Origin of the sequence: Massilia atriviolacea, assembly GCF_003953935.1 — a bacterium.
GTDB lineage: Bacteria > Pseudomonadota > Gammaproteobacteria > Burkholderiales > Burkholderiaceae_D > Telluria_A > Telluria_A atriviolacea.
This window is the reverse complement of sequence record NZ_RXLQ01000002.1, coordinates 575,840-599,721: the sequence shown is the minus strand read 5'-3', so window position 1 is coordinate 599,721 and position 23,882 is coordinate 575,840. Positions and strand designations below refer to the sequence as shown.

The following is a 23,882-nucleotide window of genomic DNA, read 5'->3' as shown; positions in this document are numbered from 1 at the left end:
GGCTGTCAGCTCCGCTCTGGCGCCAGCTCGAAGCGGGCACGCTGGTACAGGGATGCCGGACGCGCCGCGTTGGTGCGGCTGCCCAGCCAGGCGCTGTGACCCAGCCTTGGCGGCAGGGCCTGGGCAAGGCGGCCGGCCAGCCGGGTGGCCGGTGCGGCCTTCAATTCCAGCGCAATGGTGACCGTGATGTCGCGCTGGAGGTGGCGCGCCACCAGCCAGCCGACCAGCGCGAAGCGCGGCCCGGTCGGCAGCAGCGCGGCAAAATCGCGCGGATCCAGCGGCGGCGCGGTAAGCGCCATGCCGGCCGCCTGGTCCCAGGCGCGCGCACCGAGGCACGCGCCCATGCCGAGCGCCTGCGGTCGGCGGCTTTGCAGGCGCGCCTTGTCGCCTGCTGCCAGGGCGTGCCAGTGGCCGACGAACTGCTCGCCGTCGAACGGCACGCCGGTGCGGTCGCGCAGCAATGCCAGCAAGGTCGCCATGGAACGCGGCGCGGCGCCTTGCAGGCCGGCGTGGCGCAGCCAGCCCAGTTCCCCGGCCGGGCCATGCGCACCCTCGGCGCGGCCAAGGCCGGACAAGGCGTCCAGGCTGCGCGGCAGCGGCGACGGTCCGGGCGCCTGCAGCGCCAGGTGATGCTTGGCGCGCGCGCGGTGCCAGAAGCCGAGCAGGCGCTGGTTGAACATATCGAGGAAGTCGAGGCCGGCGCTGTCGCGCTGACGGCGGCGCGCCAGCAGCATGTCGGTAAACGGTGCGGCCAGCGGACCCTGGGCGCCGGCCAGCGACAGTGCGGCGGTGCGCAGGGTGAGCCCCGGCCCGGGACGGGCGCTGTCGGCCAGGCTGGCGATGTCGCTGGGGGCGAAGGCCATGTCCACCTGGGCGGCCAGGCGCACCGCTTCATCCATGCCCAGGCCGGCGCCGACGGGTGCGCATTCGGGGGCGCCGCGTTCGAGCAGGCTGATGGCCTGGAACAGGTCGAACGATTGCGGCGCGCGGCGCAGCTGGGAGATCAGATCAGGCATTGTCGCCCCGTCATGGCAGGCCACTGCATCCAGCATTCGCCGGCGCGCCAGACCGACAGGCGCACGAAGGAATTGGCAGAGGTGTAAAGCGCGAAAAAGCGCGCCAGCACGCTGGCCAGTACCAGCGGCGAGGTGCCGGCGAAAGCGTCGGTGTCGAATTCGAGGACGATGTCGGTGCCCCGGCAGTGGCCGCGCCAGCTGTCGCCCCCCAGGCGCGCGGTGCCGACGCTGGCGGTCAACTGCTTGATGCCGCGGATCTGCACCTGCTCGCGCAGGCTGCCGCCGGCGAACAGCGAGAGCATGTCGCGCAAGGTGGCCACGCCGGTGGTGCCGCCGACCAGCGATCCGTGATTTAAGCGCAGCAGGGACACCAGCGACCACAGGGCCTTGTTGGCCATGGTGGGCGGACGCTGGGCGCTGGGCTGGTACAGCGCCCGGATGGTGGTGGAGGTGGCGACGCCCTCCCCGTAAAAGCGCGTGCCGGGTGCGATCTGGTCGGCCAGCAGGCGGTTGGTGCACAGGAGCTGGGCGTACACCACCGGTTGCGGCAGGTCGGTATGGACGTCGCCGTGGTCGACAAAGCCGAGGTAGACGTCGGTGCCGCTGATGCCCTTACGCAGGCTCACTTCGCGGCGCATGGTCCACGACAGGCCGGTTTCGCCGTCGCTGCCGTCGGCGTCCGCAAACGCGCTGGGGATGGTCATGCAGCGCTCGGCGCGCGGGTCGGACGCCGTGACCGAGACGATCGAGTGGATTTCGGTGACGGCATCGCGCTTGCGGTCGGCCAGCAGCAGGTACTCGTACTGGCGGCGGTCGAAGGCAATCGGCTCGCTGGTGACGGGGAACAGGTTCAGGGCGGGCACGCAGCCGAGCAGCAGGTTGTCCGGCGCGAGCAGCGAGAGCACGCGCGCGCTGTGGGTGAACACCAGGCGCAGAGAAAACACGCTGCCGCTGCCCAGGCGATGTTTCAAGCCGCTGACGTCGAAGAACTGGAACTTGCGCGGGAAGGCAAAATACTCCTGCAGCAGGCCGTAGGCGGGATGGGCGTGGGCCGGGCTGGCCAGCATGGCTTCGTCCTCGGCGAAACCGGCGGCGGCCAGGTGGCGCGGCGCCATGCGCTGCACGCCGGCGCTGCCGGAGACTTCGAGGTATTGCAGGCCGCTGATCAGCAGTTCGTGCAGCGGCATGGTGGTGAGCAGCTCGCCCGACAGGTGCAGGCGCAAGGTGTCGATATCGAGTTCGGCGAGGTCGATGCCGGGGTCGCACTGGAAGTCCAGGCGCAGGGTGCGCGGGTCTTCCTGGGCCACGGCGTGCACGCGCAGGGGCCACAGGGTGGTGTCCCAGCCAGTCTGGAAGCGGCATTGCTGGCCGCTGGCGGCGGTGGTCGACAGCATGGTGCCGCGCGCGACCCGGGTGCCGGCGGTGACCTTGCCTTCGGCCGGGTCGAGCGTGAGCTGCATGACGGTCATGGCGGGCACGGGTTGCGTGAGGCTGGGGCACAGCTTGTCGAGCATGGCGGCGGCCACGGTGGGGAAATCGCGGTCAAGCTCGCGATGCACGCGGGCGCTGAGGAAGGCGACCGATTCGATCAGGTGTTCGGTGTGCGGGTCGGGCGCTTCGGCCCCGGTGAGCACCAGGCGCTGCGCGACCTTGGGGTAGCGCGCGGCGAAATCGGCCGACTGCGTGCGCAGGTAGCTCATTTCGCGGCGGTAGTATTCGAGCAGTTCGTCCTGGGCGTTCATGGTGGGTTTTCCTTGGGGCTCAGGCGGCGGCGTCGAGGCGCGCGGCCTGGGCGTCCAGGACGACGTCGAAGTGGACCTGGCACAGCTGCCGGCCGAGGGCGACGGCGGCGCCGATGGTGACGCGGGCGGCCATGGGGTTGCTGGCATCCGCGGTCACCAGCACGCGTACCTGCGACAGGCGCGGCTCGTACAGGGCGATGGCGCGCGCCATGACCAGTTCCCAGCGGCGCAGGTCGGATGCCGATTGCGGCGACAGGGCCAGGGTGTCGGGCAGGCCGTAGTCGAGCACTGTCGGGACGTCGCCCAGGAACTGGTCGATCGCCAGGGAATTGCGCACGTTGAAGAGGCGAACCAGGTCGTGCTGGAGCGACTGCTGCAGGCCGGCGGCGTCGAGTATGCGGCCGTCGGCGGAAGCGGCCAGGTCGCCGCCGAGGCGGTCGAACAATGGAACCAGGGAACCGGACAGCAGAGTAGTCATCAAAATCACCAATCTAACGTTGCGCAGGAAAGCGGCACAAACGACTGTTGCCGGTAGTGCTGTGTAAATCGCTTCATCTGGAATTGATGTTAGGACCCGCCGATCCCGTAACACAAGTATCAAGTGGGTATCAACGGTACTGTAGAGTGAATGGAATTGTCGGCGCCTGCGAACGGTGACATGGCGAGGCCGTGAGACGTGGCACCGAAGCGCTGATATGTTTGCGAGATGATGTTCAAAACGATCGATGGTGTGGCATTACGGACGTCAAGAACGCGCTCAGATGGATATCAGCCGTCCGTAGCCCGTTCCTGAGCGGCGTTCTATCTTACGAGTGATCAAGTCGGCACAATCCCCTCCGAGTTCAACAACACGGAGCCGGACATGTACAAGCTAGAGTCTCGCACCTCTAAGGAAGCCGCCTGGCGTAACCGCTTGCTCCGGCATGCGCAAAGCGGCAAGACCATCGCTGTCTTCTGCCGAGATGAATCAGTGTGAACGGCCCGCTTCCATCTTTGGCGGTCGAAGCTGGCCGCCGCCAGAGAGCGCGCGGCCCAGCTCGCACAGCCAGCAGCATTCATTGACCTCGGCACCATTGCGAGTACAGCTGACGTCACGTCCATGGCCCATTCGCCTGCATCGGCGCCGGGGCCGGCCGCCGCAACTGACGTTAGGACCGATCTTGGCGGTGGTGTTGTCCTGACGATCTGGAAGCGCTGATGTGCTTCCCTGAAGGCCAAGTGCCGGTATTCCTGTACGGGCAGCTGGTCAACATGCGCCTGTCGTTCGATGTCCTCTACGCGCTGGCGAAGCACGTCATGCATCAGGATCCGCTATTTAGGAACCTGTTCGCGTTGCTCAATCGCCGTGCCGCCCAGATCCGCGTTTGTACTCCGCCCGGATCGGTCTTTGCGTATGGGTTAAGCGTCTCGAGCAAGGTTGGTTTCTCAGCAACTGGGCTGATGTCGCAAGCTGCGAAATGGACTGGACGGGCCTCAAACTGCTGCTCGGTCGGATCGAACCGAAACAGGTGCGCAAGCGCCACAAAAAAACCTGTCATCGGGACCCAAAATCACCCGGCTCACCCGGCGAACATTTTATGATATTGCCATGCCTTCCGACCAATATTCCGCCTCTGAAACCGCCAGTCCAGCAACAGGATGATTGTGCCGCAGATGAGCGCTTTGCTCGACGCGAAGGAGCGCAAAATCGTCTGCCTGGGCCGCCAAGTGGGGTGGTTCCATCGGCAGAATTTCGGGCAGAAAAGCGTCGGTTGCCGGAACCGGAAGGCATCAAGGATACACTGGGCGAGGCGTTCGACGTCGTTCCCGATGAGGCGGCGTCGGCTAAAACGAACAGGATCGCGGCGCATGAGCGCACCCAGGAACGAAAACATGAATCTCATCGATGGCAACGATGGCGCGGCCCTGTTGTTTGACGAGTCGAAGGTACCGGTCGAGGTTATCGCCGTGGGCAATGACGAGGCGGCAGGACTTGATCCGGCAGACTTCGAGGTGATCGGCGAGAAGGTCAGCTATCGCCTGAACCGGCGTCCCGGCAGCTACGTCATCCTCAGGTATGTGCGCCCGGTTATCAGACTTCGCGCTGATCAGGCTCTGCGCGGCGTAACATCGTTGATGCCAGGGAGATCGAGCCGGCGCAAACTGACCAGGCACGGCACGCGATCGCCCCTCTCTTCAAGGTCGAGCGGCAAATTCGCGACGATGGCCTGAAAGGACAGCCGAAGTTGGCAAAGCGACAGGAGCGCGCGAACCCTGTCCTCGAGCGATTCTTCACCTGGATCCACGAGCAGCTCGACAAGCGGGGCTTTCTGCCGCATGCGTAAAAAGAACTGCCTGTCCAGTTGGACCGAGCTGAGCGCCAAGCACGTCGGCATTGTGCAAAGCCTGCTAGCCACCTGCCGGCTGCACGACATCAATCCGTACGACAACTTCGTGGACGTGCTGCAGCGTGTCGACCAGCACCCGGCGTCACTGGTGCATCAGCTCACGCCACGGATCTGGAAAGGGATGTTCGCGGATAATCCGCTGCAGTCCGACCTGCATGACATTGGCGGGCTACGCACACGCGCCGCCACGTGACCGCTTAGTCGCGTCTTACCGGGGAACGCATAACGGAGCGCCATAAGTGGCCTATTTTTTGACCAGCAAGTGCGCAAAAGTATACTGCCAGCACTCAAATCGCTTGGTTAGATCAGCCGCCACAGTGTCCATCTCGGCGCTGAAGAGACCTTCGTTCGAATCGAAAAAATATATCGCCGGCGCTTCGTAACTGAGGACGACCGAATGCCCCTCGCTAGGATTCTGCAAGTCCAGCATGACGCAGGTCTTTCCAGCTTTCCTGCTCAGCGAAATAAGCCGCTGGATCATCGTCTCGGTGCCACCTTCATAGAAGGAAGTAAGCGTGCCGATGTTCTTGATTCCGAAGGCTGCGATCAGATCCTGGACGACGTTATGGCGCAGCTGAATTGCGATACCCTCGTTGATCTGTCCCGCCAGGCTGGTCGCCCCGAATTTCATCTCGCCCCCAGTATCGGGGATAAACATGGGCTTTGCGACCGCGTGGATCCGGCTATCCTGAGCTTTCATATAGAGTTCAGCCTTCTCAGCGACTGAAGCCTTTTCATCCACCATTGACGCAATTGCCTGCAACGCACCGTGGTCGAGTGCCCGCCGGCAAAAATCGATCGAGATCCCCCAGCAGGAGCCGTCCTTGCGAGCGTCGAATACGGACTGCTTGCATCCATAAATATTTTTGAGTGCCATTTGTCAACTCCTGTCGAAAAACAAACGTCGCGGACCGTCAATCCGCCTTCATCGTCCCTACGTCCCAATTCCCCGTCCCCGTTCGTTTCGGTCTGGACACGCGTGGGACGATTGCGTCCCATCCATTTCTGCGAGCTCTCCGACATCACAGCCACGCTCGTTGGATCTGCCGGCCGAAAGTTGACCGATGGGGGAGGTGCAGAGGCGACCCGGCAGTCCCTTGCCGTCGAGCTGACTGTTAAGCAGGGATGGTTTGAATGGACGGTAGAAGTCCGCTTTCGCGTAACACAAGTAACAAGCCTGTATCGCAAAGCCATACATCACCCCTCTGTCGCTCTCCAATCCGTAACCGCTTACGCGGGTGACGAGCACACATCCGAGACCAGCGCCCGGTTGCTGCAAGCGCCCCGGATTGCCGTTGGAGTCCACAAAAAAGCCGGTTACAGCCGTCCGGTTGCGTTGCCTTGTCGGCGGCGCTTCTGCTTCTCCGCTGCGGCATGAAAGGCGTTTGATGCTAGACGTCCGCTCGAGAAAATTCGTTGAGTATCATCGTGAAAGTTCTTCCCTGCAACAAATCCAGTTAATACGCCATAAATACCTAGACGCATCTTGAATTTGATTGATCGTGCTGCAAATGTAAGAAAGTGAAATCACGCCCTGTTTGGTCGATCCTATCTTGCCAGTATCGACAAGCCACGATGCCTTATCGTTTTTTACCGCGTGGAGAATCGCTTCGATCAGATTGGATTTCACTTGCGCTCCAGGATGTGGAGCGGGTTCACCGCTCGCCAGAGCCCATGTGAAATATTTTTCGGAGGAGCCAACCGCGAGTTCAACCGGCCCTTTTTCGGGATTTCCGGCCACGTCATACGGATTGAGCTGCGCGGAATACAGCTCCTTGTCTTTAACCCAGTATGCTACCGTCATGTTAGTTGGTATTGCTATCCGGGGGATGTCATGCCCGAATCGTCCACCATGGCCATGCACATTCAGACATTTGCAATTCTCTGGCACAGGGTCACCAACCCGCTTAACTTCCTGTGCAGTGAGGTCTACACTACCCAATAGACGACAGCACTTTCCGCAGTAATTTTTCTCAAGTTTGTCGGGGACGCATCCGTTGGCGCAGGCCATAATAATCACTCCTTTATAGACTTGATAAATTTACCTGCTGACTTGCCGCTGAGATGCACCGGGCCGACGGCACACGGCCACCTCAGCGTGGACAACCAACTGCGCCCCGACCCTCTATCGCCTTCAAGTCTGCACTCCACCAATCCAGGCAAAATCAGGCAATCGGAGAAAATCCGCGCACGATCAATCCGCCTTCATCGTTTCCAGGTTCCAGTTCCACGTACCCGTTCCCTTGGCCGTCGAATCCGTCTGCTGCTGCGTAAACAACGCCTCGATCTTGGTGAAGTTGATGGAGAACGAATCGTTCGGAATCCCGCCGCCACCGCTGCAACTCATCTGCGAAATCATCGCGTTGCTCATGGTATAAGTCATGAAATTCATGTACACGCCGTTTTCGACGCGGCCGATATTTAATTTGGCCGGGCCGAGCTTGGCGCCCTGGGTACAGGATTTGAACAGCGCCGTCGTCGACAGATCGGATGACTTCGAGAACGACATCTCCGATAAAACCGGACGGCCCATGGTGCGTTCGGTGTTGCCGGCGTCGCTGCCCATCGGCAGATAAGCGCTATGAGAAAACGAACTGACAATGATCTGATTCTCATAGCCTTTGATTGTGCAGTTACCCTTGAGGTCTTTACCTAAATCCAGAATAAGAACGTCCGACATATATAACTCCGCAATGTGAGTGCAGCGGCAACTGCGCCTTGCGCGTGCCGTGCGGGTTTAAGGTGAGAAAACAGCCTGGTACCGGCGGCGCCAGTCCGTCAGGCCGCGGCGGCCGGCAGTTCGGCGACCAAACGGATCGACGTGGTCAACTCCTCCATCTGGAAGTGCGGTTTCAAAAATACCGTGGCACGATAAGCGCCTGGCTTGCCTGCCACTTCGGTGACGTCGACGCGGCCTTCGGACAAGGGGAAACGCGCCTTCTCGCCTTGCGTCGCATTCGCGCTCAGCAGCACGTAGTCGCTCAGCCAGTTATTGAGGAAGTTTTCCACGGCCGCGCGCGTCTGGAAGCTGCCGATCTTGTCGCGCATGATGACCTTGATGTAATGCGCAAAGCGCGACGCCGCCAGCACATACGGCAGCCGCGACGACAGCGCCGCGTTGGCATTGGCCGAATCCAGGTTGTACAGCTTCGGCTTGTTGACCGACTGCCCGCCGAAAAACGCCGCCGTATCCGAGCCCTTGGAATTGACCACGGCGATAAAGCCCAGGTCATTCAATTCCTTTTCGCGCCGGTCGGTAATGGTCACCTCGGTCGGGCACTTGAGCACCACGTCGCCATCATCGGTCTTGAACGCATGCGCCGTCATGCCGGTGATCTTGCCGCCGCCTTCCACGCCGCGGATCGCCGTGGTCCAGCTATGCTTGGCGAACGAATCGGTAATGCGCAGCCCCAGCTGGTAAGCCGAATTGGCCCACAGGTACTTGCTATGGTCCTTGCCGTCCACGTCTTCCTCGAACGCGAACGATTCCACCGGGATGGTCTTGGCGCCATACGGCAGCCGTGCGGCGTAGCGCGGCAGCACCAGGGCTACATAACGCGAGTCTTCCGATTCGCGGAAGCCGCGCCAGGTGGTCAGCTCGGCGCTGTCGAAGATTTTCGACATATCGCGCGGCACGCCCAGTTCCGTGAACGATGTCATGTCGAACAGAGACGGCGCCGCAGCGGCGATAAACGGCGCATGCGCGGCGGCCGCCACTTTCGAGAGCCGCTCGATCAGCGCCATATCCTGCGGATGGCGGCCGAAATAATAGTCGCCGATGAACAGCGAATACGGATTGCCGCCGAAGGTGCCGTATTCTTCTTCGTAAATTTTCTTGAACAGCACGCTCATGTCGTGATCGACCGCGCCTTCCAGGTCTTTGAGCAGCTCTTTCTTGGACACGTTCAGCAGCCGCAGTTTCAGCTTGGGACCGGTCTCGGTGCCCATCACCATGTCGCGCAGGCCGCGCCAGGAGCCTTCCAGCGCCTGGAAGCCTTCGCTGTGCATGATGGCGTTGACCTGGTCGCTGAGAATGGTGTCGATCTGCGAGACGCGCTCGTTGATCATGGCGACGATGCCCTTGTCCGGCGCCTTGGTCATGCCCTCGTCCAGCACCTGGGTGGCGAACTGCCCCAACAGGGCGCGGGCGTAGGTTTTTTGCGATGGCTCGACCGCCATCTTGCCTTCCTGGATGATGCGATCCAGCAGGCTCATGTCGTGGTTGGTGGTGCTGCTCGCACCGGCCTGTACTGCTTGGTTGCTGGCCATGGTTGTACTCTCTCGGTAGTGTGGAGAAAACAGCGCGCAAGCGCTATCAGGAGGGAACCGGTTCGGCCGGCTCGGCTTCGGCTTCGGCGGGCGCCGGCGAGCCGTCGGCCTGCAGCGCCTTGAGCTCTTCCGTGTTCTGCACGATGTTTTCCAGCATCGTGTCGAGCTCGTCGTTGCCGTCGAGCTTGCCGAGCAGGTCGCGCAGCTGCTGGCGCACTTCCAGCAGCTTGGCCAGGCGCGGCACCTGGCGCACGATCGATTCGGGATGGAAGTGATCGAATTCGGTGAAGTTCAATTCGATCTTCAGGTTGCCGTCCTTCTTGAAGGTGTCCGGCACCGACAGGTCCAGGCGCGGCGCAATCTTGGCCATGACCTCGTTGAAGTTGTCGCGGTCGATGTCGACCAGGCGGCGCGCCTTCAGTTTTGGCGGCGCCACCAGCGGCTGGCCGGACAGGTCCGCCAGCAGGCCCACCACCAGCGGTAATTCCTTCTTCTCGACGGCGCCGCCAATTTCAACGTCGTAGGTAATCTGCACGCGCGGCGGACGATTCCGTCCCACCCATTTTTGCAAGCTGTCTGCCATCACACCCTCACTAAAAAATTTGAACTGGACCGACGATCGAACAGGTCATCCGGACCCCGGCCACAACGTCAGCACGCTTTGTAAATCGGTTGGTTCGAAAGTCATGGTAGGAGTCGGCTGGCACGTAACACAAGTATCAACGTGGTATCAGGCGGCGCAAAAAGCGACGCTATGTTTGCGCCGGTGCGGATGCCGCCTTTGCAGCCTGCTCCGCAAGCATGTCGGCCCAGGTGGCGGGGTCGGATTCGGCTGCGGCTTGATCGAGCAGCTCCGCGATTTTTGCGTTGCGATCGCTGGCTGCGTTGGCGGCTTGCACCAGCAGCTCGCTGTCGGGCGCGGCGATTTGTTCGGCGGCGGCGAGTGCGTCCGCAATAGCATCGGCGCCAGGTTCAACGACAGGTGCCAATGCTGTGTCAAGCGCTGCCGCCTGCACTGCCGCCGGCCTCGATTCCGGCCGCGCGGATGCAGGCGTGCCGCCAGGTTCCTGCAGGGTCCCTCGTTCGCCCTCGCCGGACGGTGGCGGCGGCGTAAGCGGCGCTTTCGCTTCGGTCTCGGGCTCCAGGTCCGGCTCCGATGATGGCATGTCGGCTGCGCCGTCCAATGCTGGCGTAGAGGGCGCGTCCCGCTCGCTCGATTGGGGAACCGCCGCAGCATCTCCCGGCGAGTCCGCGGACGGCTGCGCCACATCGTCTTTCGCGCCGGCTTCGCCGGTTGACGACACCGATGCCGGACCGGCCGCCTGCGCAGGCGCTTCGGCGCTGCCCTGGCCTGTGGCGGGCGCCTCGTTCACTGGCTGCGCCGATGTGTCGGCCGCAGCACCGCTATTGCCGGTGCCGTCTGCGGCGGTGTGACCGGAGGACCCAGCGGCAGCGGCGCTCTCACTGGCGGCATCTGCCGTGGTGGATATCCCTGCCTCATCGGCCGCACCATCCTTGGCGGACGCGCTGGATCCACCGCCATCGCCGCCAGCCGCAGCGGCTTCACCGTCCGCGCCACCGGCCTTCTCCTTCGCGGCATCCGGTTCAGCCTTGTTCGACGTGCCTCCATGTTCCGCCACCGCGGCGTCGACGATGGACTCGGCCGAGATGACATCCGCACGCGCCGCGTTGACCTGCGCCTGTACCGATTCCACCTTCTCCAGCGCGGCGTTGCATCCCGCCTGCGCCTCGTCCTTGCAGGCCTCGGTCTCGGCCAGCGCTTTCTCGACAGCCGCATTCACCTGCGCCGACGCTTCCGTAATGCCCGCCTCGACATCGCGCCCGGCCTGCTGCGCCGCCTCGGCCGCCGCCAAGGCGTCGTCCTTGACCGACTCGATATCGGCCATCAGCGCGTCGCTGGCGGCGGCGTAATCCTCCACCACCTTGTCGGCATCGGAACGGGCGCTGTCCACCCTGTCCTTCATGTCCTCCATCGCCGACCCGGCCTGCGCGATCGCGTCCTCGCTCTGCTGCCGCATATCGGCAAAGGAAGCCTCGATCCGCTCCCTGATCTCGCCGACATCCACCACGTCGGCCGCCGCGCGCTGCGCGTCGTCCCTGACGCCATCGGCGGCGGCCTGCACCTGCACGAGTCCCTGGCGCGCCATGTCCGCGCCCTGCTCGCAGCGCGCGCTCCACCGCGCCTGCACCTGCTGCACCTCGTCCTCCCAGTTGACGATCGCGTCGCCCAGCCGGGCCAGCGACAGGTCGGCGCCTGCCTTGCCCAACAGCTCATCGAGCGCGCTCTTCATCGCGGCCAACTGCCCGGGCGGAACCAGCGCCGCCACCACGCCGTCCCAGGTGATGCCGGCGATGCTGCTTTCCGCCTCGTCGATGCGCGCCATGACGCCGTCGCGGGCCTCGCTCACGCGCCGGCCCGCCGCGTCGGACATCGACTGCACGCGCGGCTGCATTCCCTCGACTTCGCCGGCCAACCGTTCGGGATACGATTGCGCCTGCTGGTGCACCTCGCGCAGCGCTCCGGCGACCTGGCCCAGGCCATCGCGCGCGGCTGCAACAGCCTGCCGCACGCCCGCCTTGCCCTGCGCCAGCGCATCGCGCAGGGGCGCGGCCGACTCCTGCAACTGCGCCTCGATGGGCGCGAGCGTACTGTCGATCAGCGCGTCAAGCTCCGCCTTGACCTTTTCCACCTGTTCCTTGCATTGCAGTTGTGCGATGCAATCCTCGGCCGCGCCGCGCAGCTGCGCCACCACGTCGTCGGCTGCGGCGCAGGCCGATTCGATCTGCTCGTCGATGGCCGGCGGCGCCGCCGCCAGCGTCTCATCCACCTGCGCCAGTGCGGCCTTGAGCTTGTCCAGCTGCGCGCCCAGCAGGTCGATCACGACCTGAAGCTGCGCGATGGCCTGGTCCAGCACCGGATTGAGCGCCTCCACCGCCGCCACGGCCTGCTGCATCAGGCCCGTGGCCTGTTCGCCCGCAGCACGCACCGCGCCGCGCGCCGCCACGATGGTCGCCTTCACGCCCGGCACCATGGCCTTGACTCCGACGAACAGCATGCGCGCCACCGCCAGCGACGCCACGCGCGGCATGTAGCGCGTGCAGATCGTGATGGCGTTGTCGCACAAGACGTCCGCCTGGTCCATTTCGCTGGCGGCGCGGTCGAGCGCCGCGTTGGCTGCGGCCACGAACTGCGGAATGCGCGCGGCGATGTCGTTGATCAGCGCCACCGCGTCGCCGATCATGCCGCGCACCGGGTCGAAGTAGCCGGGCAGCGTGGCCAGCATGGCGCGCGCTTCGTCGAGCGCGGTGTCCAGTTCGGCCAGCAGCGCCCGCACCTGCTCCACCTCCTCAGCAATCGTGGCCGACAGCGCGCGCAGCGCCTGCGCCACCTCCCGCAAGCGGGTGTCGAGGGCGTCGAGCGGGTCGAGCGCCTTTTGCATCAGCGCGTCGACGCCCTCGCCCACGGCCGTCAGTTCGGCCATGACCTGGTCCACCTGCGCGCGCGCCGCCGCCAGCGGTTCGGTCAACAGCTCGCCCAGCCGGTCCAGCTGCGCGGCGCCGTCGTCGAACAATGCGTCGCAGGCGGCGCCTTCGCGTTGCAGTGCGGCGTCGATCTCGTCCACATACACGATCTGGCTTTGCACCGGCTCCAGCAGCGCCGCGCCCCTGGAGCGGATAGTGCCCGCCAGTCCGGCCAGCGTGTCGTTGGCCTGGCCGGTGGCCAGCGCCAGTTGGGCGTTCAGGTCGGCCACGTTGGTGCCGATGGTGCCGCGCAGGCTTGCCAGCTGCGCCAGGCTGTCGCTTTGCAGTTGCGCCGCCTGGGCCTGTGCACTTTCCACGCCGGCGCCGGGCAGCGCAGCCAGGCCGCTGCCGTATGCCGAAACGATGCCCACGCTGCCCTGCGCCAGCGCCACCAGTGCCCGCCCTCGTGCGGGCACGCTGTTGAACGTCGCCACGTGCGGCGCCACATCCGGCACCAGGTCTGCCAGCGATGGCAGGATGGTGCCGCACGAATCGACCGCCCTGGCTGCGGCGGCAATCACCGGTTCCACCTCGGACGCCTGCCGCAGCAGGCGTTCCGGAATCGCAGCCGCGTCGTCCGCAAGGCGGCGCAGGTCGGACACGGCGCGCTGCAGGCCATCGGTGCAGCATGCGATCACGGGCGCGGGATCCAGGATGCCCGGTAGCGTCGCCAGCCGGTCGCGCAGCGCGGCCATGTCGGTCGCCATCGACGCGGCGCAGGCGCTCACGTCGCCGGCAAATCCCTGGCCCTGCTGCGCCACCGTTTGCGCGGCCTGTTGCAGGGCGGCGGCAATGCGCGCGGCGCTTTGCGGCAGGACGGTCAGGCAATCGTCGACGATTTTCATGGAACGTTCCGGGTCACGATGAGGACAGGGTAGCCTGGGCCTCGTCGGCGGCGGCCTTCATGGCGGCGGCGATCTGCGCCACCTTGTCGGGCGCCGGGTCGAGCGAGAGCGACGCGCCGGAGAATCTGGCGATGGACAGTTCGACCTCGGCCAGCGACTGGTCGAGTTCCGGCAACACTTCGGCGCCTTCGATGCGCAGCTCTTCCAGCACCGGCAGGATCGGCACGACCACCGGTACCTTGGGCTGCGACGCCAGCGACGGCAAGGCCGCGAGCGAGGCTGCGGCTGCGGCGCCACCGCCGGCGGCCACCAGGCGTCCGGGCATCGCTTGCCGGTTCAGTTCTTCCATCACCAGCACCTCCCCGCCGACGATGCGCGCCGCCAGTGCGTGCAGCCAGCCATCGTCGCCTGCGCGCGCGGTCGACAGCGAGGGGCCGGAGCGTTGCAGCAGCCAGCCCAGTTCCGCGCGCGCGGCCGGTTCGCCCATCCAGTGGCGCAGGTAATGGTAGGCGTCGTCGTTGCTCGTGAAGGTGCGCGGCGCGCCGGCCATGGACTGCTGGTGCAGCCGGTCGGGCGCGGCGAATCGCGCCTGGCTTCCCGACTCGTAGAACGTCACACGGCAGTTATGCCGCCACAGGCTGCAAAGGGGATGGAGCATGGGGTGTCGAAGGTCCGGTTGCGAAGCGCGCCGCCATGGCGCTGTCCGTCGAACCTTAGCGCCGATGGCGCAGCGGCGTCAGTATCTTGGGGTAACAGCGCCGCTGTTACCCCGCGCTCCGTCGCCCTTCCCGGACGGCGCGCCAAGCGCCTCGATCAGCGCGCGCGCGGCGGCCGACGGACGCCGGTGACCCGCGTAAATCGCCGAAAACGTCCGCGTGCGCCCGCCCAGCTGCGGCAGCAGCTCGACCAGTTCGCCCCGCTCGATGCGTTCGCGCACGATAAAATCGTAGCTCTGGCACACGCCCAGGCCGTGGGCCGCCAGCGACACCACGCCCAGCACATCGTCCGACACGGTGATGCGCGCGTCCGGCGACCAGTCCACATCGCCCGCCGCGTCGCGCAGCAGCCAGGGCGAGACGCGCCCGCTGCTCGGCATGACGAAGCAGATGCAGGCATGCCGCTGCAATTGCTCGAACGAGGCCGGCGTGCCTTCGCGCCGCAGATACGCGGGCGAAGCCACCAGGCACAGCGGCGCGTCTTCCAGCTTGCGCGCCACCATGCCGCTGTCGGGCAGCTCGCCCAGGCGCACCGCCACATCGAAACCTTCCGCCACCAGGTCCACGTTGCGGTTGGCGATGTTGAGCTCGACCCGCACCAGCGGATATTGCCGCGCGAATGCGTCCAGCAGCTGCGGCAGGCGGTAATGGCCGTAAGTGGTCGGCACGCTCAGCCGCACGCGGCCCGCCACCTCGCCGGCCTGTCCCTGGATGGCGCGTTCGGCGTTGTCGATCAGCGCGAACGCGGCCAGCGACTGTTCCAGGTACAGCTGGCCCGCATCGGTAATGCGCAGGCTGCGCGTGGTGCGCCGGAACAGCTGGCTGCCGAGGCGCTGCTCCAGCCTGCCCAGCGCGCGGCTGATGACCGATGCCGTGGTCGCCAGCGTGACCGCCGCCGCTGTGAGCGAACCGTGCTCGGCCACCGCCAAAAAGATTTCCACATCGCCCAGGTGTCCGTAACGCCGCGCCATTTTTGCCTTTCAAGAACTAATCATTGCCTCGGCAGGTAGTTTATCTCCTTTATGGCTGTGAATATAGTCATGCCTACGCTAACTACCGAAGGAAACCGACCATGAAGCTGCTTAACCCCCTCCTCGCCGCCATGCTGTTCAGCCTGGCAGGCGCCAGCCAGGCCGCCAACGTGCTGGTGGTCCTGTCCGATGCCGACCACCTCGACCTGAAGGATGGCAAGACCTATCCGACCGGCTTTTATCTCAACGAACTGGCCCAGCCGCTCAAGCTCCTGCTCGACGCCGGCCACGACGTCACCTTCGCCACGCCCAACGGCAAAGCGCCGGCGGTCGACGCCACCTCGCTCGACCCGATGTATTTCGGCGGCGACGCGGCCAGCATGAAGCAGCACCAGGGCCTGGTCGACAGGCTGGACATCAGCTCCCGCCAGCGCTCTCCGGTGATCAGCCTGGCGCGGGCCGAGCAGATCGGCTATGCACGCTACGACGCCGTCTACATCCCGGGCGGCCACGCGCCGATGCAAGACCTGATCCGCAGCGCCCCGCTCGGGCGCCTGCTGAGCCATTTCCACCACGCCGGCAAGACAACCGCGCTGGTGTGCCACGGTCCGGCGGCGTTGTTGTCGGCCCTGCCAGATGCGCGAGCCAGCGTGGCCCGCATGGAAAAAGGCGGCAAGACAAAGCCGCCGGGCTGGATCTACGCCGGCTACCGCATGACCGTGATCAGCAACCAGGAAGAAGGCCTGGCGAAGGCGGCGCTCAAAGGCGGCACGATGAAGCTGCTGCCCCAGACCGCGCTGGAAACCGCCGGCGCCCGCTACAGCAGCAATGCCACGCCGTGGACCGGCTATGTCGTCACCGACCGCGAACTGATCACCGGCCAGAATCCGGCATCGGCCTTGCAGGTCGGGCAAGCCTTGCTGGACCGCCTGAAAAAATAGCACCGGCCACGGTGGGCGAGCGCGCTTCTAAGCTTATGTGAAATGCGTCGTTCTGTTAACTCCAGGCACCCTCTATAGTGACACCCCGCTTGGCCGCAGTGCCGGCGCCCCACTACTGAGGAGTCAACAGAATGAAGCAACACGGTTTTCAGCGCGCCCCCGCAGGTCTGCGTCTCTGCATCCTGGCCATGTCGATCGCGGCGCTGCACGCGCCAGGCATGGCCCAGACCGGCGGCTCCGGTGCCGCTGTCGCCGCCGACGCCGCAGCGCCGGCCGTGGTGGTAACCGGCACCCGCGTGTCGAACCGTTCCGTGCTGGACACGGCCTCGCCGGTCGACGTGGTATCGGCCGAGCTGATCAACAACAATGGCGTCACCGAAGTCAGCCAGGCGCTGTCGGCCGCCCTGCCCGCGCTGAACTTCCCGCGTCCGGGCCTGACCGACGGCACCGACACCGTGCGTCCGGTCACCCTGCGCGGCCTCGCGCCGGACCAGGCCCTGGTGCTGGTCAATTCCAAACGGCGCCATGCGTCGGCACTGGTCAACGTCAACGGCACCGTGGGGCGCGGTTCGGCCTCGGCCGACCTGAACACCATCCCGGCAGGCATCATCCAGACGGTGGAAGTGCTGCGCGACGGCGCCGCCGCCCAGTACGGCTCGGATGCGATTGCCGGCGTCATCAACTTCCGCCTGCGCGAAAACCGCAGCGGCGGCGAGTTCAGCGCCAGCACCGGCGCACGCATCTCCGAATACGATTACCACACCGGCAGCGTGCCGGCCGGGCTGGCGCTCGACGTGCCGAACAAGCGCAAGCGCACCGACGGCCAGACCACCACCGTCAGCGGCTGGAAGGGCTTTACGCTGGGCGAGGATGGATTCCTGACGGTCGCGGCGGAATACAAGAAGCAATCGCATACCGAGCGCAGCGCCTACGACGTGCGCCAGCAGTATCCGCTCGTCAACGGCAAATTCGACCCGCGCGAGCAAACCATCAAGCGCTACAACACCTGGGGCGGCGAACCGGAACTGACGCAGTCGACCATCTTCGCCAACGCCGGCATTCCCCTGCAGGGCGACGTCAAGCTGTACGGTTCGGCCAGCTACCAGCGGCGCGATTCGAGCGCGGCCGGCTTCTTCCGGCGCCCGCTGCAAGATGAGAACATTGCCTCGGTGTACCCGGACGGCTACCTGCCCGTCATCGCGCCGACGGTCGACGATGTCAGCGGCACCGGCGGCCTGGCCTGGAGCGCACAGGGCTGGGACTTCGACGCCTCGCTCGGCTTCGGCCGCAACAAGATGGCATTCACGGTCGAAAACTCGCTCAACCGCTCGCTCGGCGCGGCCAGCAAGACCGACTTCGACGCCGGCGGCTTTGCCTACGACCAGCTGACCCTGAACTTTTCGGCCGTGAAACCGCTCAGCGTCGCCATCCTGCCGGCGCCGCTGAACGTGGCCGTGGGCGCCGAAGCGCGCCGCGAAAACTACGAGCTGTGGGCCGGCGAGCCCGATTCCTACCGTTACGGCGGGGTTACCCTGGCCGACGGCCGTCCGAGCGCGGCCGGCTCCCAGGTTTTCCCCGGCTACACACCCGCCAACGCCATCGACAGCGGGCGTCATTCGATCGGCGCCTTCCTCGACCTGGAAACCAAGCTGACGCCGGAGTTGCTGACCTCGCTCGCGGTGCGCGCCGAACGGTATTCCGACTTCGGCAGCAACGTCACCGGCAAGCTGGCCACGCGCTACGACTTCTCGCCGGCCTTCGGCCTGCGCGGCTCGCTGCAGAACGGCTTGCGCGCGCCATCGCCGCAGCAGCAGTTCTATACGTCTACCGCGATGACCTTCATCGATGGCGCGGCCTTCAATATCGCCACCTTCCGGCCCGACGATCCGGTCGCCGTCGCGCTCGGCGCAAAGCCGCTGGAGGCGGAAAAATCGGTCAACGTCGCGCTCGGTGCGGTGGCGCGGATCGGCCAGCTCAACCTGACGGTCGACGCCTACCGCATCAAGATTCGCGACCGCATCGTGCTCAGTGAAAACCTGACCCAAGCCAATGTGCGCCAGTTCCTGAGCGCGAATGGCTATACCGGCGTGGGCGGCAGCCGCTTCTTCATCAATGGCGTGAACTCGACGACGACCGGCGTCGACGTGGTGGCGAACCTGCCGCTGCGCAGTACTGCGGGTCTGCTCGACCTGACCCTGGCGGGCAATTTCAATACGACCGACGTGACGCGCGTGCCGGTCACGGCGCAGCTGGCAGCGCTCAGTCCGGCGCCATCGCTGTTCGGGCGTGCCAATGTATTGGGGATCGAAGAGGGCCAGCCGAAGAACAAGATCAGTGCGAGTGCGCGCTGGAAGCTGGCGCAGTGGGGCGCGACCTTCAATGCCACGCGCTACGGCAAGGTTTTGTCGGCGGGCAGCACGGCAGCTACCGACTTCTGGCTCACGCCGAAGACGGTGGTGAACCTGGAAGCGCGCTACACGCTGGCTGGCGGCGCCACCCTGGCATTGGGTGCGGACAATCTGTTCGACGTGTACTCCGACCCGGTGCCGGCCTCGCTCAACACCACGGCGGCGGTTCCGTACGCCAACCGCGCACCGTTCGGGCGCTCGGGACGGTTCGTGTACGCGCGGGCCAGCTACAAGTTCTGACGCGCGCGATTGGTGTCCACCTGGATGTCCACTTCGGTGTCAGGTCTGACAAATGTCCACTTCGGTGTCAGGTCTGACAAATGTCCACTTCGGTGTCAGGTCTGACAAATGTCCACTTCGGTGTCAGGTCTGACAAATGTCCACTTCGGTGTCAGGTCTGACAAATGTCCACTTCGGTGTCAGGTCTGACAAACGGACACGAGCTCTGCTTTTGTCCAGCTGGGTGCCTGTCACCGAAGTGGACACGGGCTCGGCCTTAAATGTCCACCTGGATGCCTGTCACCGAAGTGGACATGAGCTCTGCTATAAGGGCTGGCCTGTCTCGGCTCAGCTCACCTTGTATTTGTCCACTTCGGTGTCAGGTCTGACAAACGGACACGAGCTCTGCTTTTGTCCAGCTGGGTGCCTGTCACCGAAGTGGACACGGGCTCGGCCTTAAATGTCCACCTGGATGGCTGTCACCGAAGTGGACATGAGCTCTGCTATAAGGGCTGGCCTGTCTCGGCTCAGCTCACCTTGTATTTGTCCACTTCGGTGTCAGGTCTGACAAACGGACACGAGCTCTGCTTTTGTCCAGCTGGGTGCCTGTCACCGAAGTGGACACGGGCTCGGCCTTAAATGTCCACCTGGATGCCTGTCACCGAAGTGGACATGAGCTCTGCTATAAGGGCTGGCCTGTCTCGGCTCAGCTCACCTTGTATTTGTCCACTTCGGTGTCAGGTCTGACAAACGGACACGAGCTCTGCTTTTGTCCACCTGGTGCCTGTCCACCTGGTGCCTGTCACCGAAGTGGACACGGGCTCAGCCTTGATTGTCCACCTGGGTGCCTGTCACCGAAGTGGACATGAGCTCTGCTATAAGGGTTGGCCTGTCTCGGCCCAGCTCACCTTGCATTAATCCCAGCTATCCAATTCGCCCGCTGCGACGAGGATGTCGATCGCTGCGCCAATCCGCTTATTTGCCGATTGCATCAGTTGCGCGGGATCTTCACCCAGCAGCGCGCGCATCAATGCCGGCGCAAGAACGAGGTCGATGAACTGTGCGGCAGGCGCGCTGGCCCTCGCCACCGCATCGCCGCCCGAGGCGCCCGCCGCGATGGCCTCGGCGACGCGCCGCACGCCCATCCGCCAGCGCAACTGATCGGCGCTGAGCACCATGTCCCGCAAACGCGGCGCTTCCGCCACCAGCAAACGTAGCAAAGCGACCGCATCCGGCTGCAAAGCTTCCTCCACCACGCACATGCCGGCCGCTGTCATGCGTTCGCGCAAGGAGCCACCGGCGACCTGCGCCATGTCGCCGCCGCCGAACAAGCGCGCAAGATTACTCTCAACCACCGCAGCAAACAGCGCCCCCTTGTTGGCATAGCGCGCGTAGATGCTCTCCTTGCCCGCGCGCGCATCGATGGCAACCTGGTCGCAGCTGGTGGCGTCGAAGCCCGAGGCCAGGAACAAGCGCGTTGCCGCGTCGAGAATCCGGACATCGACCTCGCCCTTGCGTCCCGCCGCGGGCCGCCCTCCGGCGCCTCGCTTGTCGTGTTCTACCGCGTCCATACGTTCCTTCCAACTCCATCGTGCGTTGTACCGAATGAAACTGTGTTAATCCAGACTGAACCGTTCAGTTCAGTTTAAAACCAGCAATTCCGCTGATTGTACCCGCGTCCCACCTGCCCTGCCGCCGCCGCCGGCCAGCCCATGCACACCATGAGGGAAACACCATGTCCGACTCAGTTCATCCATTCCACCTGTCCATTCCCCAGGCCGACCTCGACGATCTGCAACGCCGCCTCGCCCACACCCGCTGGCCCGATGAGGATACCGTGCCCGACACCAGCCAGGGCCCGCAACTGGCCAAGCTGCGCGCGCTGGTCGCCCGCTGGCAGGATGGCTACGACTGGCGCCGCTGCGAGACCCTGCTCAACGGTTGGGGCCAGTATCGGACCGGGATCGATGGGCTCGACATCCATTTCCTGCACGTGCGCTCGCCCGAGCCCGATGCGATTGCGCTGCTGCTCACGCACGGCTGGCCGGGGTCGGTGCTGGAATTTCGCAAGGTCATCGGCGCGCTCACCGATCCGGCCGCCCACGGCGGCAAGGCCAGCGACGCCTTTCATCTGGTGATTCCCTCGCTGCCCGGCTTCGGCTTCTGGCGCAAGCCGGCCGGCACCGGCTGGAACGTCGGCCGCATCGCGCAGGCGTGGACGGCGCTGATGGACCGCTTGGGCTACGCACGCTGGGCGGCGCAAGGAGGCGACTGGGGCGCCGCCGTCACCACGACGCTGGGCTATATGGCGCCGCCGGGCCTGATCGGCATCCACCTGAACATGGCCATGTTCCAGCCCACCGAACAGGAACGCGCCGACGCCACCCCGGACGAACAGGCGATGCTCGACGACGCCCGGCGCTACGAGCAGGAATTCTCGGGCTATTACAAGCTGCAGAGCACGCGCCCGCAATCGGTCGGCTTCGGCCTGGCGGACTCGCCGGTGGGCCTGGCGGCATGGATCTACGCGCTGTTCCAGGATGTGTCCGACAGCGGCAGCAACGCCGAGAGCGCTTTCGAACTGGACGAGATCATCGACGACATCATGCTGTACTGGCTGCCCAACACGGGCGCCAGCTCGGCGCGTTTATATTGGGAAGCCATGCAGGCAATGCGCCACGGCGGCATGCCATCGGCGCCGATGCCGACGCCGACCGGAATCAGCATGTTCCCGGGTGAACAGATCCGGCTGTCGAAGCGCTGGGCGGAACGGCGCTTTGCCATGCTGGTCCACTTTAACGAGCTGGAGCACGGCGGGCATTTTGCCGCGCTGGAACAGCCTGCGGTCTTCGTCGACGAGGTTCGGGCGACCTTCCGTGTCGCGCGCTAATCCGGGCTGCGACGACCTCGAAAAAACTACTTGGGGACCACAAGGTTTGGCGCATCGAATTCGCACTTTTCTGTCGTGAATACATACCCAGTGTTTGTTAGACGCGCCACCGACGCCCATCCGTCGTCCATATATACAACTGGAAGGCTGGCATCGATATTGTGACAGGCCCCGCCAGTTCGATATTCGAGCACTACCAGCGCTCGGGCGAGTGACGGCCGCAAAATTGGATAACCGTCGATGAGCATCTGCAAACCTCCCCCGAGCACGACAACGACCGCCATTTTCGCCATCGGCGACACGATCAGCGAAATCTCCGACTGCGATAGAAACTCGAAACGCAGTTCGGTGCCCGCTGGAGGTTTTTTCCCGTTACGGATGCGGTACCAGAACAGGGATAGTCTGTCCCGCGTTCTCTTTTCGACAAACGGCTTCGCTTGCGCAAAGAGAGAGTTACCTATCGCCAGCAGTCCAACGAGCAGAACCTGAAAAAACGCAAAAACTGCCAGCAATGCAGCGGCAATGGTCATGTAAATTAACGGCAACACGAGCGATGCCAGTATTGCGGTGAACTCGGCCAGATATTTGGGATCGATACGCGATAGTGAGTGAACGATCTGCTTCGAAAATGAAAGGCTTGCCGCCGCGAGGATCACGCATAAGGAAAATGCCAGAACCTTCCCGACGGTCGGCGCCCAGGCGAAACGAATGGCACGTGATGTGCTGACCGTGATCTCGCAGACGCCAGCCACAGTCAATAAAAGCCCGGCAATGGCGAAACTGATCTCGTGCGCCAGCGTCCATCCTGCAAGCCAGAGCGCACTTGCGAGTAAAACACTCGCCAACCCCAGGAGATGCAGCATCTCTACAATCACTGCGCGTTTTGCAAATGCTCGCCATGACCGAATGATGCGCATTTGTCGACGCAGGATGCGCTGGCGTTCACTTTGCCAACGCCGCACGAACTTTAAAAAAAGAAGTGCCGACATTGCAGCGAGTATTAACGCGACAATCGATTTTGCCATACTGTGTCAGCCGAGGCTTTCCTGCATGTTTATACAATAGCCGGACTCAAACAATCCGCCACATCGGGCGACGTGGCGTATTCAGGTTGAAGGAACCGGCATGGTCACCGCGATTGGTATCAGATCTGACAAGCGTATGCGACCTCGGCCCTAAAGCAATGAGCAAGCAACCTTATGCTGAGCTCGTGTCCGATTGTCAGACCTGGCACCAGAGTGGACAGATTGTCAGACCTGGCACCAGAGTGGACAATGCTGAGCTCGTGTCCGATTGTCAGACCTGGCACCAGAGTGGACATGGCACCAGAGTGGACATCGATCAGCGACGCGCCGCCACCTGATGTCGCCGCCGGACCACGCCCGCCGCCGCCAGCCCGATTCCGACCAGCAGGAAGCTTTCCGGTTCCGGCACCACCTGCACCGTCGCCCCGTCTGCCACGACGGCAATCTCGTTCTGATTAGCATCGAGGAACAGCACGTCGGACAAGGTCACCGCCGCATTGCCGTTGCCGAAACTATCGAAACTGAACAGCCCCAGCTGTCCGCTGCCGGAGGCGCCCGCCCCCGCGCCGATCAAGGTGTTGAACACGTACGAAATCGTGCCGGTCGCGTTGTCGACCGTGCCGCCGTCGCTGAAGGTGGCGCCGGCGCCGCTCAAAAACGTGCCCTCGGTGAAAACGCTCGCCTTCAGCAGCGCCGCATCGAAGCTCAGGGTGAACTGGTATCCGTACAGGTCGGTAATATCCGAAATGTTCACCGCCAGGTCCACCTTGCCACCGGACACCACCGGCGCCGGCTGTGCGCTCACCGACAGCGTCGGAACGGCAAAGGCCTGCGTGCTGGCAGCGAGCAGCATGCCCGCAAAGATTTTTTTGAATGTCGTCATCTGATTCGTCCTATCGCCCCATGGGGC

The 23,882-nt window shown here is 64.2% G+C and carries 20 protein-coding genes and 2 pseudogenes; 7 read left to right on the top strand and 15 right to left on the bottom strand.

Going from position 1 to position 23,882, the window contains the following annotated elements:
* Positions 1–5 precede the first annotated feature (5 nt).
* The 3 genes from tssG to tssE are packed head-to-tail and all read right to left on the bottom strand — an operon-like array spanning position 6 to position 3,236.
* Positions 6–1,016: a type VI secretion system baseplate subunit TssG gene (gene tssG, locus EJB06_RS05140; RefSeq protein WP_126072910.1), complete on the bottom strand. Its 1,011-nt coding sequence runs from the start codon at positions 1,014–1,016 to the stop codon at positions 6–8.
* Positions 1,004–2,758 carry a type VI secretion system baseplate subunit TssF gene (gene tssF, locus EJB06_RS05135; RefSeq protein ID WP_126072909.1) on the bottom strand — a complete coding sequence of 585 codons (1,755 nt, stop codon included), beginning with the start codon at positions 2,756–2,758 and terminating at the stop codon, positions 1,004–1,006. The genes tssG and tssF overlap by 13 nt, the downstream gene beginning before the upstream one ends.
* A gap of 19 nt (positions 2,759–2,777) precedes the next feature.
* Positions 2,778–3,236, bottom strand: a complete 459-nt coding sequence (tssE, locus tag EJB06_RS05130; protein ID WP_126072908.1) for a type VI secretion system baseplate subunit TssE — start codon at positions 3,234–3,236, stop codon at positions 2,778–2,780.
* Between the two features lie 719 nt (positions 3,237–3,955).
* Between tssE and tnpB the strand changes: the two genes are divergently transcribed.
* Positions 3,956–4,339 carry an IS66 family insertion sequence element accessory protein TnpB gene (gene tnpB / locus EJB06_RS33080; protein ID WP_126072907.1) on the top strand — a complete coding sequence of 128 codons (384 nt, stop codon included), beginning with the start codon at positions 3,956–3,958 and terminating at the stop codon, positions 4,337–4,339.
* Here the strand turns inward: tnpB and EJB06_RS31730 are convergent.
* Positions 4,318–4,632: a hypothetical protein gene (locus EJB06_RS31730; protein WP_164557801.1), complete on the bottom strand. Its 315-nt coding sequence runs from the start codon at positions 4,630–4,632 to the stop codon at positions 4,318–4,320. The genes tnpB and EJB06_RS31730 overlap by 22 nt on opposite strands.
* A gap of 19 nt (positions 4,633–4,651) precedes the next feature.
* Here EJB06_RS31730 and EJB06_RS33210 point away from each other — a divergent pair.
* From EJB06_RS33210 to EJB06_RS05110, 3 genes and pseudogenes are all read left to right on the top strand, one after another.
* Positions 4,652–4,834: pseudogene (locus EJB06_RS33210) on the top strand (IS66 family transposase); the annotation flags it as partial.
* Between the two features lie 32 nt (positions 4,835–4,866).
* Positions 4,867–5,082, top strand: coding sequence for an IS66 family transposase (locus EJB06_RS33075; protein WP_198420773.1), 216 nt, complete (start codon positions 4,867–4,869; stop codon positions 5,080–5,082).
* Positions 5,075–5,338 (top strand): annotated as a pseudogene (locus EJB06_RS05110) (transposase domain-containing protein); the annotation flags it as partial. The gene EJB06_RS33075 and the pseudogene EJB06_RS05110, both read left to right, overlap by 8 nt.
* Before the next feature lie 51 nt (positions 5,339–5,389).
* On the opposite strand, the gene EJB06_RS05105 reads toward EJB06_RS05110, so the two are convergent.
* The 8 genes from EJB06_RS05105 to EJB06_RS05070 all read right to left on the bottom strand — a co-directional run bounded on the left by EJB06_RS05105 (position 5,390) and on the right by EJB06_RS05070 (position 15,489).
* Positions 5,390–6,022: a hypothetical protein gene (locus tag EJB06_RS05105; protein WP_126072904.1), complete on the bottom strand. Its 633-nt coding sequence runs from the start codon at positions 6,020–6,022 to the stop codon at positions 5,390–5,392.
* Between the two features lie 546 nt (positions 6,023–6,568).
* The gene (locus EJB06_RS05100; protein ID WP_126072903.1) at positions 6,569–7,156 is read right to left on the bottom strand and encodes a hypothetical protein; all 588 of its coding nucleotides are present in this window, start codon (positions 7,154–7,156) and stop codon (positions 6,569–6,571) included.
* A 183-nt stretch (positions 7,157–7,339) separates the two neighbouring features.
* On the bottom strand, positions 7,340–7,825 hold the full coding sequence (locus tag EJB06_RS05095) for an Hcp family type VI secretion system effector (RefSeq protein WP_126072902.1): 486 nt from the start codon (positions 7,823–7,825) through the stop codon (positions 7,340–7,342).
* A 98-nt stretch (positions 7,826–7,923) separates the two neighbouring features.
* Complete coding sequence (gene tssC, locus EJB06_RS05090) at positions 7,924–9,414, bottom strand: type VI secretion system contractile sheath large subunit (RefSeq protein ID WP_126072901.1); 1,491 nt, start codon at positions 9,412–9,414, stop codon at positions 7,924–7,926.
* 46 nt (positions 9,415–9,460) lie between these two features.
* Positions 9,461–9,997, bottom strand: a complete 537-nt coding sequence (tssB, locus tag EJB06_RS05085) for a type VI secretion system contractile sheath small subunit (RefSeq protein WP_126072900.1) — start codon at positions 9,995–9,997, stop codon at positions 9,461–9,463.
* A 169-nt stretch (positions 9,998–10,166) separates the two neighbouring features.
* Positions 10,167–13,802: a hypothetical protein gene (locus EJB06_RS05080; RefSeq protein WP_126072899.1), complete on the bottom strand. Its 3,636-nt coding sequence runs from the start codon at positions 13,800–13,802 to the stop codon at positions 10,167–10,169.
* Positions 13,803–13,815: 13 nt separating this feature from the next.
* Positions 13,816–14,460 carry a hypothetical protein gene (locus EJB06_RS05075; protein ID WP_126072898.1) on the bottom strand — a complete coding sequence of 215 codons (645 nt, stop codon included), beginning with the start codon at positions 14,458–14,460 and terminating at the stop codon, positions 13,816–13,818.
* 78 nt (positions 14,461–14,538) lie between these two features.
* The gene (locus tag EJB06_RS05070) at positions 14,539–15,489 is read right to left on the bottom strand and encodes a LysR family transcriptional regulator (protein WP_126072897.1); all 951 of its coding nucleotides are present in this window, start codon (positions 15,487–15,489) and stop codon (positions 14,539–14,541) included.
* Between the two features lie 101 nt (positions 15,490–15,590).
* Between EJB06_RS05070 and EJB06_RS05065 the strand changes: the two genes are divergently transcribed.
* Positions 15,591–16,430, top strand: a complete 840-nt coding sequence (locus EJB06_RS05065) for a type 1 glutamine amidotransferase domain-containing protein (RefSeq protein WP_126072896.1) — start codon at positions 15,591–15,593, stop codon at positions 16,428–16,430.
* Positions 16,431–16,561: 131 nt separating this feature from the next.
* Positions 16,562–19,078, top strand: a complete 2,517-nt coding sequence (locus EJB06_RS05060) for a TonB-dependent receptor plug domain-containing protein (protein WP_126072895.1) — start codon at positions 16,562–16,564, stop codon at positions 19,076–19,078.
* Positions 19,079–19,971: 893 nt separating this feature from the next.
* Here EJB06_RS05060 and EJB06_RS05055 read toward each other — a convergent pair.
* Positions 19,972–20,628: a TetR/AcrR family transcriptional regulator gene (locus EJB06_RS05055; RefSeq protein ID WP_126072894.1), complete on the bottom strand. Its 657-nt coding sequence runs from the start codon at positions 20,626–20,628 to the stop codon at positions 19,972–19,974.
* A 164-nt stretch (positions 20,629–20,792) separates the two neighbouring features.
* Here EJB06_RS05055 and EJB06_RS05050 point away from each other — a divergent pair, with 164 nt between their 5' ends.
* On the top strand, positions 20,793–21,947 hold the full coding sequence (locus EJB06_RS05050; protein WP_126072893.1) for an epoxide hydrolase family protein: 1,155 nt from the start codon (positions 20,793–20,795) through the stop codon (positions 21,945–21,947).
* Between the two features lie 26 nt (positions 21,948–21,973).
* On the opposite strand, the gene EJB06_RS05045 is transcribed toward EJB06_RS05050, so the two are convergent.
* Both EJB06_RS05045 and EJB06_RS05040 read right to left on the bottom strand, forming a co-directional pair.
* A complete protein-coding gene (locus EJB06_RS05045; RefSeq protein WP_126072892.1) occupies positions 21,974–22,972 on the bottom strand; it encodes a hypothetical protein in 999 nt (332 codons plus the stop codon).
* 316 nt (positions 22,973–23,288) lie between these two features.
* Complete coding sequence (locus EJB06_RS05040; protein WP_126072891.1) at positions 23,289–23,855, bottom strand: cohesin domain-containing protein; 567 nt, start codon at positions 23,853–23,855, stop codon at positions 23,289–23,291.
* Between the last annotated feature and the right edge of the window lie 27 nt (positions 23,856–23,882).